The organism is Nitritalea sp., assembly GCF_054166705.1.
On record NZ_JBSZCV010000012.1, the window covers coordinates 66,790 to 77,794 of the forward strand.

The 11,005-nt window shown below is 47.1% G+C and carries 7 protein-coding genes; 5 read left to right on the forward strand and 2 right to left on the reverse strand.

What is annotated here, in order from left to right; all coding sequences use genetic code 11:
• The first annotated feature begins 13 nt into the window (after positions 1–13).
• From ACXIT9_RS09330 to ACXIT9_RS09345, 4 genes are read left to right on the forward strand one after another with little or no spacing between them, the layout of a single operon-like run.
• The gene (locus ACXIT9_RS09330) at positions 14–1,534 is read left to right on the forward strand and encodes a TolC family protein (RefSeq protein WP_458055961.1); all 1,521 of its coding nucleotides are present in this window, start codon (positions 14–16) and stop codon (positions 1,532–1,534) included.
• Positions 1,531–2,607, forward strand: coding sequence for an efflux RND transporter periplasmic adaptor subunit (locus ACXIT9_RS09335; RefSeq protein WP_458055962.1), 1,077 nt, complete (start codon positions 1,531–1,533; stop codon positions 2,605–2,607). The genes ACXIT9_RS09330 and ACXIT9_RS09335 overlap by 4 nt, the downstream gene beginning before the upstream one ends.
• Positions 2,608–2,610: 3 nt before the next feature.
• On the forward strand, positions 2,611–5,676 hold the full coding sequence (locus ACXIT9_RS09340) for an efflux RND transporter permease subunit (RefSeq protein WP_458055963.1): 3,066 nt from the start codon (positions 2,611–2,613) through the stop codon (positions 5,674–5,676).
• 4 nt (positions 5,677–5,680) lie between these two features.
• Positions 5,681–8,791, forward strand: coding sequence for an efflux RND transporter permease subunit (locus tag ACXIT9_RS09345; RefSeq protein WP_458055964.1), 3,111 nt, complete (start codon positions 5,681–5,683; stop codon positions 8,789–8,791).
• On the opposite strand, the gene ACXIT9_RS09350 is transcribed toward ACXIT9_RS09345, so the two are convergent.
• Positions 8,788–9,387, reverse strand: a complete 600-nt coding sequence (locus tag ACXIT9_RS09350; protein ID WP_458055965.1) for a Crp/Fnr family transcriptional regulator — start codon at positions 9,385–9,387, stop codon at positions 8,788–8,790. The two genes, ACXIT9_RS09345 and ACXIT9_RS09350, sit on opposite strands and share 4 nt — an antisense overlap.
• Positions 9,388–9,639: 252 nt before the next feature.
• Between ACXIT9_RS09350 and ACXIT9_RS09355 the strand changes: the two genes are divergently transcribed.
• On the forward strand, positions 9,640–9,909 hold the full coding sequence (locus ACXIT9_RS09355) for a hypothetical protein (protein WP_458055966.1): 270 nt from the start codon (positions 9,640–9,642) through the stop codon (positions 9,907–9,909).
• Between the two features lie 194 nt (positions 9,910–10,103).
• Here ACXIT9_RS09355 and sucD read toward each other — a convergent pair whose 3' ends face one another.
• Positions 10,104–10,985, reverse strand: a complete 882-nt coding sequence (gene sucD, locus ACXIT9_RS09360; protein WP_458055967.1) for a succinate--CoA ligase subunit alpha — start codon at positions 10,983–10,985, stop codon at positions 10,104–10,106.
• Positions 10,986–11,005: the final 20 nt, after the last annotated feature.

Consider the following 11,005-nt stretch of genomic DNA (forward strand, 5'->3'; position numbering starts at 1 on the left):
AAAATTATGGTAAATGAGAGTGTTCGACTTATTTTTACGTAGCTTTTTACTCTTTAGCTTCCTTTTTCTTAGTTTTGACGCTGCGCTATATGCACAGGAGGTGAATCCAGAGGAAGAGCGGTTTGTATTAAGTTTAGAGGATGTTTTGCGCCGTGCGCGCGCCCAGTCTCCAGCCGCTAAGCGAGCAGAAACCCGAAGGGAAAATAATTTCTGGAACTATCGCTTGTTTCGTTCGAATTATAACCCCCAGCTTCGGTTAGGAGGAACAGTACCGGCATTTTCTCAAGCCTTTTCGAATGTCGTGCAGCCGGATGGCTCGATTCTTTTTCGTGAGGTACGCCAAAATTTAGCCGATTTAGAGATCGGGATGGAGCAGGAAATCGCCGCTACAGGTGGACGGATTTCGGTCAACTCCTCAACGAGTCGCTTTGATAATTTTTTAGCGCCAGAAGGCTTCCCGCAGACTCAGTGGCAGGGCGTGCCGGTGAATGTGCGTTTAAATCAGCCTATTTTCGCTTTCAATCCACTCAAATGGGACAAGATGATCGAGCCCTTACGGTATGAGGCTGCGAATAAGTCCTTTGTGGAGGAGATGGAAGAAATAAATTTCATCGTTACGAGTATTTATTTTGATTTTTTAGTGGCGCAGGCGAATGTGGAAATCGCTTCTCTAAATTTACTGAACACCCAAGATATTTATAAAATCGAGCAGCGCCGCTATGAGATGGGAGCGACATATGAGGATAAGTTGCTGCAGATCGAGTTACAAGTGCTGCAGGCTAAGCAAGATCTCGCTCAGGCCCAGCTGGATTTAGATCGTTCTTCTTTGTCTTTGAAGGCTTTTGTTGGCTTAAATGAGCGAAGTCAATTGATTTTACTAACTCCGACGGAAATTCCGGAAGCGCAAATTGATTTTTCCAAGGCATTAGATTTGGCTTTTCAGAATCGAGCGGATGCGGTTAATTTTGATATTCAGAATTTAGAAGCAGAGGCGGCTGTAGCCCGTGCCCGTGGGGAGCGATTCGCTTTAAATCTGAACGCGAGCTATGGTTTAAATAATGCTGCACTTCAGTGGACGGACATTTATACGAATCCGAATACGCAGACACTGGTGAATATGTCTTTTTTTATTCCGGTATTAGATTGGGGAAGAAATAAGGCGCGTATGGGTCAGGCCCGTGCGAACCGAGAGCTGGTACAATATACGGTGGAGCAAGACATCATCAATTTCGAGCAAGAAATATTTACGAAGGTGCGTAATTTTTCGATGCTAAAAGAGCGGCTAGAGATTACTGAGCTTGCAGATAAGGTCGCGGAGAAACGCTATAATTTAGCTTTACGCCGTTATCAGGAGTCGTCCTTGTCACTAACTGACTTGACGATCGCGCAGCAGGAGAAGGACCAGAACAGACGGGCGTACATTACGGCACTGAAGGCGTATTGGGAGGCCTATTATGAGCTGAGGAGACTCACGCTCTATGATTTCGCGAATGATCAACTTTTATATAACCCTGAATTAGAAAACGCCCTATGAAAGCAAGCGTACATACTTTCCTTTTTTCTGTTTTGGCCGCAGGCCTGCTCTTTAGTTCCTGTTCGGAGGAGAAGGAAAAGCAGGAAGAGATTCCAGCCTCTAATTTTCGCGCAGAGGTGTCTGCTACTCCTGTGCGTACGGCGGTATCTGAGCGGAGGTCTTTCGATTACCTTATCAATGCCACCGGAAAGGTGGATGCTTTAGAAGAAGTGCTCGTGGTGGTGGAGCGTGCAGGTTTTTTAAATGAGTTGCGCGTTAAAGAGGGAGATCGGGTCACGAAGGGGCAGGTATTAGCGACTTTAGCTCCTGAAGAGGCTGCTTTTAAAGTGGAGAAGGCGAAGATTGCTTTGCGCAACGCGCAGGCCAAATACGAATCGGAGCTTTTAAATTTCGAGCGGATTATGGAAGGTGAGGACGAGGAGCGGAAGGCCTTTATTCAAGAGCAGCTGAAGGCTAATTCCGGGGTGCTTATCGCGGAAATAGAGCTAAAGGAAGCTGAGCGAGACTTCGAGAAGGGGGAGATTGTGGCTCCAATCAGCGGACAGGTCGCGAATGTCAAGCTCAAGCAGGGGGCAGTCGCCAGCGCAGGTGCGGAGTTGCTGGAGATCGTGAACACAAATAGTTTAGAGCTGAAGGTGAAAGTCTTAGAGTCGGATATCTCGCTTTTAAGTCTGAATCAGGAGGCGGAAATTTACCCGGTCAGTGGTGGAGAAATGCGGGTAGGTACGCTGCGCAGTCTGAATCCTAAGGTGGATGAAAATGGTCTCGTTCAGGTGGGGGTGCTGATTCGTAATCCGGGAACCTTGCTGCCGGGAATGAATGCACGGGCGGTGATTCGTGCGCCGCAAAACAACAGTCTGGTGGTGCCCAAGCAGGCGCTGGTCTATCGCTCCGGGCGAGCGGTGGTGTTCACCATAGAGAATAACGAGTCTAAGTGGAATTATGTGGAAGTAGGGAAGGATAATGGCCGTGAGGTGGAGATTCTAAGTGGGATAGAGGAAGATATGACGGTGATTACATCGAACAATTTACAGTTGGCACATCAGGCGCCGGTGCAGGTGGTAAACGATTAAGGTATGATTCGATTTTTATTAGAGCGCCCCATAGCTGTGACCATGATCTTCGTGGCCCTGATGGTGTTCGCGTACATAGGGTTTCGCACATTGCCGATCTCTTTACTGCCGCCTATCGATGTGCCGCAGATCGTGGTGAAGGTCAACTACCCGAATGCTTCTCCAGAGGCGATCGAGCAGAATGTGCTGGCGCCGATACGGGAAAGGTTACAGACGCTAGGTGGTCTAGAGTTTATGGAAAGTAAGGCTGGTAGTGAGACGGGTACTGTTCGTCTGAGCTTTGCTTTTGGTACTCAGATGGAGCTGGCCTATATCGAAGTGAATGAAAAAATCGACCGACTAACAAATGGGCTTCCTCGTGATTTGGATCGACCACAGGTGATTCGAATTAATACGAATGATATTCCTGTGGTACGCTTACAAATCAAGCCGAATCGGGACTTGGATTTTTACGAGCTCAGTCAGCTGACGGAGAGTATCTTAAAGAAACGTATCGAACAGCTAAAAGGGGTGTCTTTAGTAGATATTAATGGCAGACGTGAACGGATGATCGCTGTTCGTCCCAATAAGGAAGCACTGGCGGCACTCGGGATATCGGAGTCGAGCTTAATCGAGACGATCCGTCAAGGAAACGAAGAGCTGCCGGGAATCAGTGTGGAAGATGGGCAGTTCCGCTATTTTCTTCGCTTGGCGACACGGATCGATAATCCCGCTGACATAAGCCGACTACCGGTCCTGACGAAGGAGGGTGTAGCTGTTCCGATTAGCCGCCTGGCAGAGGTGAGCTACACCGAAACGGAGCCTCTGGGCTTTCACCTTTCTGGCTTGGAAGAGGGGCTCGTGATGACGATTCATAAGCAGGCTTCGGCCAAGTTAAATGAATTGATGCCTGAAATTTATGCCGCTGTGGAGCGATTTGGAGAAGAGTTTACTTATTTGGATTTTGAGTTGACGCAGGATCAGTCGCTGCTATTAAATGCGGGGATCGATAATTTGAGCAGCAGTTTACTTTTCGGAGGTTTGTTTGCTTTCGGGGTACTATTTATTTTTATGGGCAACTATCGAATTCCACTTATTATCGGAATTTCCCTGCCGAGCTCTCTTTTGATCAGTTTTATTGTGTTCTATTTTTTCGAGCTATCCATTAATGTGATTTCCTTATCGGGGCTGGCATTAGGGCTGGGGATGCTTATTGATAATGCCATTATCGTGATGGATAACATTGCGCGGAAGCGCGTAGAGGGTTTACCCCTTTTAGCGGCTTGTGCGGAGGGCGTAAATGAGGTGATGTCTGCCTTGATTAGTTCTGTTCTGACGACTTTGGCAGTATTTATCCCCTTGATTTTCTTGAGTGGTATTTCCGGGGCTCTTTTTTTCGATCAGGCCATCGCAGTGGCTGCCATCTTAGGGGTAAGTTTAGTGGTGGCCTTCGTGCTGCTCCCGATGCTGTATAACTTGCTACACAGGGGTGCGCGGGAAAAGACTTTTGCTGAGGATAGCCGTTTTTTTAGCGCGGTGCGCAAAGGCTATAAAAAGCTCTACCTACGGATTTTCGCTCATAAAGGTGTTTCATATGCGTTTTTTCTACTTCTTATCCCTGTTTTATTTAGCGCTACTTATTTGATTCCTACCGAGGGACTTCCTCCTATTCAGAAACAAGACGCTGTCATCGAGATTAACTGGAATGAGCCTATTGGACCGCTATCGAACAAAAATCGGATCCAAAGCCTCCTGCAGGAACTTGAAGTCTCCTTCTTACAGGCGGAAGCAGACATCGGGCTGCGCCAGTTTTTACTCTTCGAGGGAGAGAGCAGTTTACAGCAGGCGAGCCTTTACTTGCTTTTTTCTAACGAGGAGGAAAAGCAGCGCGGTACGGCCGCCATTCGCGACTGGGTTCGTAGTCGGTATCCGGTGGCCGCGATAGAGATTTTAGATGCTCCGAATGCATTTGACCAGCTTTTTGCGAGCGACATTCCCTATTATGAGGTACGTTTTCGCGATTTAGAGCAAAGCAAGCCGATAGTAGAAGCACGCATGCGAGAATGGCTTAGGTCTTTTCCGACGGAGCGTTTCGAAGAGGGGCCGGGATTACAACAGGAAGCGGCTATCGTTTTTCGCTTAGATCAGGCCAGGATGGCGGTTTATGGTATTAATCCGGCAGAAGCTAGAGACCGGATCAATAAGCTTTTCGGGAATTTCGGTATCACAGATATCAAGCGATTCGGTGAAATTACCCCTATTCGCTTGCAGCTGGAGCGGAAAGATTTCGAGACGATGCTCCGCGAGAATACGCTCCTAGGCCGCGATGAAGTTCCTTATGCGCTATATAATTTTGTGCAGTTCGATTACGAAAATCAGTATAAATTTATCACCGCGGACAAAAATGGCATCTTTCAGTCTGTCTATTTAGAAGAAGAGGCGCCAAATAATTTTGCATCCGGTATACTGGACTGGGGGCGCGAGCGCAACTTGGGGGTAGACTTTTTCGGCCAGTATTTTATCGATCAGGAGCGCATCCAAGAACTACTGGGGATTCTATTTATCGCTGTGCTGCTGCTTTATTTTATTTTGGCGGCCCAGTTTGAAAGCTTTGTACAGCCGCTAATCGTTATTCTCACCTTGCCCTTGGGCATAGGAGGTGCCTTCGTCGTGCTGCTGCTTACGGGAACTTCCTTAAACATCATGTCTGCAATCGGTATGGTTGTGATGCTAGGAATCATGGTGAACGATGCGATATTAAAAATAGACACGACGAATCGACTACATATTCGCTATGCTCCAGAAATGGGGGGGGCTGCGGCACTGGATCGTGCCCTATATGAGGCTGGAGAGATCCGTTTAAAGCCGATCATGATGACCTCTGTTACGACTATTTTGGCTCTACTACCCGTTATTTTCAGTAGCGGATTAGGAGCTGACTTGCAGCGTCCGCTCGTATTTTCTGTTTTGGGAGGGCTCACGATCGGTACATTTACTGCTTTGTATTTTGTGCCATTAAGTTATTATTTCCTGGGCGCGAAGCGCAAACTTTTGCGCCAGCCAAAACCCAAAACGCTTCCTCAATCCTAATGTTATGACGCCATTCCGAGTAATCATCGCTTTTATTGTGCTGAGCATCATTGGGATCGCTCTGGTTCCTAAACTGTCCGTAGACTTAAACCCTCGGGAACGGCAAGCGGTACTTTCAGTAACTTTTAATGTGAGTGGAGCCTCGCCGGAGCTAACAGAAAAGCTTGCTACTTCTCCCTTGGAAGGAGCCCTGAGCCAGCTTACAGAGCTCAAGCATGTTAACTCGGTCTCGAATTACAACTCAGGATATATCCGCTTGATATTCGATAAGGACGCCAACATGGAGTATAAGAAGTTCGAGGCGGCGGCACTGATTCGTCAGGTCTATCCCTCTTTAGATGAGAAGGTTTCTTATCCGGTTCTGGCCCAAAGTGAGGCGCGTGCAAGAGACGAAAAAAATCCAATTTTGACCTATTCTGTCAATGGACCTTTTGCCAGTTTTGAGATTCGAAAAATCGCGGAAGATGTGCTAAAGGCCTCCTTAAATACGATTCCAGAGGTGGAGGAGGTTCTTATTCGCGGTGCGAATACGCTGATGCTGTATGTTACCTACGACATTCAGAAACTCCAGGCCTTAGGTCTTCGGAAAGCGGCATTGGAGAGTACGCTGCAGCGAGCTTTTGGGACGAATTATCCCGGGGCTGTCTCGAATGAGCGGGATGAGACCCTTTATGTGAAAATCGTGAACGAGTTAGCAGATATCGAGCAGCTAGAAAATCTGCTTCTCAGCACTTCTGATGGCAAAGAGGTGCGGATTCGCGATGTGGCCACCATCACCTTAGAAGAGGAAGAGGCGAAAAGTCATTATCGGATTAATGGGAATAATTCTGTAACGCTGTCGGTCTATAACCGTGATGGTGTGAATAAGGTCTTGCTGGCGGATGCGGTAAAAGCGGCTATTCAAGAGGCGTCTACGCTGCTTCCGGCGGGCTTTGAGGTGCGGCTCGAAAATGATGACACCGAATTTTTAGATAAGGAACTGAGTAAAATTTACAAGCGATCGGGACTTTCCATTTTGATTTTGATCGTTTTTATTTTCTTGATCAATCGGAATCCAGCTTATCTGGCGGTGCTTTTTGTGGGTATAGTAGTGAATTTATGCTTGACCAGCATTATACTTTATGCATTAAAGGTCGATATTCACCTGTATTCCCTTGCGGGTCTGACCATATCCTTTGGACTCATCGTGGATAATGCCATCATCATGATGGACCACCTCCATAAGCATAAGAACAGGAAGGTTTTTCTGGCTCTTTTAGCGGCTTCTTTGACGACGATCGCGGCGCTGATGATCGTATTTTTTCTCCCTGAGGAAGACCAAAAGAACCTGATCGAGTTTTCGATCGTGGTCGCGGTGATGTTAGCTGTTTCGCTAGTGGTGGCTTTACTTTTCACACCAGCGATGTACGCGGCCATCATGGGTGAAAAGTTGCATGCGCGTCGAATGCTTACTTTACCGAACTTACGTCGTCGTGTTCGTTTTTTTCGTGGCTACATGCGCAGCATAGATGTTGTGGCCCGTTTTCGAAAGACCTTCATTTTTCTACTTTTGTTGCTATTTGGCTTTCCTGTCTTTTTCTTGCCTGCTAAGTGGGAAGGGCAGGAGTGGTATAATGCCACGGTCGGTAGCTCCTTTTATCAGGAGGAAATGCGTCCTTACGTCGATAAGTTTTTAGGAGGAGGACTGCGTATGTTTGTGCGCGGCGTTTATGAAAAGTCTAGTTACCGGGAGGCAGAAAAAACCCGGTTATATGTACAAGCGCGTTTACCTTTCGGCAATACCCTAGAGCAGATGGACTTGATCATGCGGGAATTTGAGGGCTACCTCAAGCAGGTAGAGGGTATCGATCAATTTGTAACTTCAGTATCTTCTGGTCAAAACGCCTCTATCGTCATCACTTTTAAAGAGGCCTATGAGAAAGGGGCGCTTCCGTATCAGTTGAAGGGCAGGCTGTCGATGAAGTCTACAGACTGGTCGGGGGCCAGCTGGAACATCTATGGGGTCGGTCAGGGCTTCTATACGGGCTCTGGCGGCGCCGGTATTCCTTCTTTTCGGGTTTTGCTAAAAGGCTATAATTATGACGAGCTAGAACGTCAGGCAGATCGGCTGGCGGAAAAACTTTTGCGCCACAAGCGCATCCAGGAAGTAAACACGAATGAACGGCTGAGCTATAATGAATTAAAAACGGAGGAGTTCGTGCTGCGTCTCGATCAGGAGGCCTTAGCGCTTAACCGTGTCAATCAGTTTCAACTGGTTTCGGCGCTTAATGATGTTTCTAAGCCGACGGGTACCAGCGCTGTCGTTCGACTAGATAATCAGAATTATGCAGTCGAAGTGCGTGAAAAACAGGCAAATCGCTTTTCTAAGTTCGATTTGGAAGAGACGAGTCTTATCGCAGGGGAGGACCAGGTGCTGAAAGTGGCGCGACTCGGATCCCTGCAGAAAGAGTTTACGACCAATGCGTTGCATAAGGAAGATCGGCAGTATGTACGTTCGCTATCTTTCGAGTACATGGGTTCGCATAAATTTGGGAATGAATACTTAGAGGAGATGCTGAAAGAGATGGAGGGGGAGATGCCCATTGGATTTTCCGCCAAGCAGCAGACATGGAGCTGGAACTGGGAAAAGGCCAAACGGCAGTATAGCTTGATTTTGGTGCTTATCGTCGGGATATTCTTTATCACCTCGGTTTTGTTTGAGAATCTCAAGCAGCCGTTTTACATCATTGCTATTATTCCGATTTCATTTATCGGCCTTTTCTACATCTTTGCCCTATTTAACTTTTACTTCGATCAGGGCGGCTATGCCGCTTTCGTCCTTCTGGGCGGGCTGGCGGTAAATGCGGCGATTTTTATTGTGAATGATCTAAATAACATGCGGGTAGGAGTCTATAATCGCCGTGTACTAAAGGCAGTCACAGGCAAGGCCATCCCGATTATGCTGACGATTTTATCTACTTGCTTCGGGCTAATCCCCTTCCTTATAGAGGGACAAAACGAGATCTTTTGGTTTTCACTAGCTATCGGAACCATCGGTGGGCTGGGGTTCAGTATATTTGGCGTTTTCCTGGCATTGCCGGTGTTTTTATGGCGGCGCGCTCCGCGCAAAGTTTAAAGCGCATGAGCTGTCTTTGGGCAGCTTTTTTTTTGCCATTTGGCAATGGTCTGCCTGCTAAGGCCCGTGAGCTGGGCGAGTTCCACCGCACTTAACAAAGGGAGAATATCATCAGATGCGGGATGGTTTTTTACGAAAGGACTCTTTAAGTGCTCGCCGATAAAGCGGATCTTGTCTAAAGGGCTTAGGTGACAAAGCTGGTGCAGGCGTGTTTCCATTCTACACCAGCGGCGGACCAGGATTTCCTGAAACCATGCGGCTAGTACCGGTACCTCGCAAACCTGCTGTTTAAAGAAGCTAAGGTCCACTTGCAAGCAGTGCACTGCTGTAAGGGTTTGCGCAAATTCTGAAAACTGTCCTTCTAAAAAGCGTAAATTGCCGAAAAAAGCCCCTTCATGAAGTACATCATAGAGTAGCACTCCTCCCTCAGCGGTATGTGCGCCTATTTTTACCAGTCCTTTTTGAAGTAGAAAAATAGCTGCCGGTTTTTCGGGTGCCCGATACAGATAGGTGTTTTTAGGCAAGCTGATCTTTCGAATGGCCGCATTTTCTAGGTCTTTTTCTTCTGCATGTTGTAAAAATAGTTGAAAGCTCATAATCATGTCCTATTCTTGGGTGCTTGTATGTTCCAGCAGCCGCCAGCCCTGCATTTAGCTGCTCGGGTAGGTAAAGTTCTACGTTTTTTTGACATCGCTACCGCCGCTGGAAAAAGTTTACCTAATCTTCATATTTCGGTCTCTTTATGAGGGTAGTGTTTCCGGAGTGTTAGTAAATTTTAATAGAAGTTGCTCGAAAACGTCTTTTGGCACTTTGTTTGTTTAAAGTAGAATAAATAAACGCTAACAATCATGACAAATAGAGAGAAATTAGAGAAAATGGATAGGGCGTTACGCCTTTTGGAAGATTTAAAAAATACACAGACCTCTATGGTGGAGAAGGTTTCGCACCTACAGTTAGAGGCTATGGAGTTTAATTTCTCGACGATGGAAAAAAATATGGCTGATCTTTTCACACGTTTTAATGAGGGGCTTGATCTTTTGCAAGAAGAAATTGATCGCTTTGAGATTAAAAGAAATCAGTTCGAGCAAGAACATAAGTTAGATCGTGTAGAAGAATAAGGTTTTCACTCACCACAAGAAATGACAGGGAAACTTTTGTCATAAAATACTAACCACACTACAACCAACCTACTAACCACAAACGAGAAGGCCACCTGACAGCATCAGGTGGCCTTTTTATGCTTATGGTAGCTGCGTCATCTGCAAGGAAACTCTTTCCCAAGTGCTTTACCTTTTCGTCATCGCAGCAGTGATCAAGCTTCGATGCCAAGAGCTTTAGCCATTACGGCGCCGATCTCTGCAGGGGAGTCCACCACATGGATGCCATTCTCTGCCATGATACGCATTTTCGCCTCAGCTGTATCATCAGCACCACCGATGATGGCGCCGGCGTGTCCCATTCGGCGTCCCGGAGGCGCCGTCTGTCCTGCGATAAAGCCTACGACAGGCTTTTTATTTCCATTTTCACGGATCCAGTGGGCTGCTTCTGCCTCGTAACTACCACCGATTTCACCAATCATGACGATCGCATCTGTTTCTTCGTCCTCCATGAGCAGTTTTACAGCATCTTTTGTAGAGGTTCCGATGATCGGATCACCTCCGATACCGATAGCAGTGGAAACGCCTAATCCTGCCTTAGCCACCTGATCAGCTGCTTCATACGTTAGAGTACCCGATTTCGAAACGATACCGATACGTCCTTTTTTAAATACGAATCCGGGCATGATACCTACCTTCGCTTCTCCTGGAGTAATAACACCTGGGCAGTTCGGGCCGATAAGCGTAGCGCCTCTTTCTTTAATGTAAGGCTTGGCTTTCATCATATCGGCCACAGGAATACCCTCTGTGATCGCGATAATGACTTTAATACCTGCATCAGCGGCTTCCATGATCGCGTCGGCAGCGAAAGCTGGTGGAACGAAAATGATCGACGTGTCTGCTCCGGTGTTTTGGACAGCTTCTTCGACACTGTTAAAAACAGGCTTATCCAGGTGGGTGCTGCCCCCTTTTCCTGGAGTTACACCACCGACCACGTTAGTGCCGTACTCGATCATTTGTTGTGCGTGAAAGGAGCCTTCAGAACCTGTGAAGCCCTGCACGATCACTTTTGAATGCTTATTGACTAAAACGCTCATGCTTCGAATTTTTAAGTTTT

Excerpts from the sequence above, each read along its gene's own strand:
- ACXIT9_RS09330 (WP_458055961.1), top strand. The coding sequence starts at position 14 with ATGAGAGTGTTCGACTTATTTTTACGTAGCTTTTTACTCTTTAGCTTC.
- ACXIT9_RS09335 (WP_458055962.1), top strand. The coding sequence starts at position 1,531 with ATGAAAGCAAGCGTACATACTTTCCTTTTTTCTGTTTTGGCCGCAGGC.
- ACXIT9_RS09340 (WP_458055963.1), top strand. The coding sequence starts at position 2,611 with ATGATTCGATTTTTATTAGAGCGCCCCATAGCTGTGACCATGATCTTC.
- ACXIT9_RS09345 (WP_458055964.1), top strand. The coding sequence starts at position 5,681 with ATGACGCCATTCCGAGTAATCATCGCTTTTATTGTGCTGAGCATCATT.
- ACXIT9_RS09350 (WP_458055965.1), bottom strand. The coding sequence starts at position 9,387 with ATGAGCTTTCAACTATTTTTACAACATGCAGAAGAAAAAGACCTAGAA.
- ACXIT9_RS09355 (WP_458055966.1), top strand. The coding sequence starts at position 9,640 with ATGACAAATAGAGAGAAATTAGAGAAAATGGATAGGGCGTTACGCCTT.
- sucD (WP_458055967.1), bottom strand. The coding sequence starts at position 10,985 with ATGAGCGTTTTAGTCAATAAGCATTCAAAAGTGATCGTGCAGGGCTTC.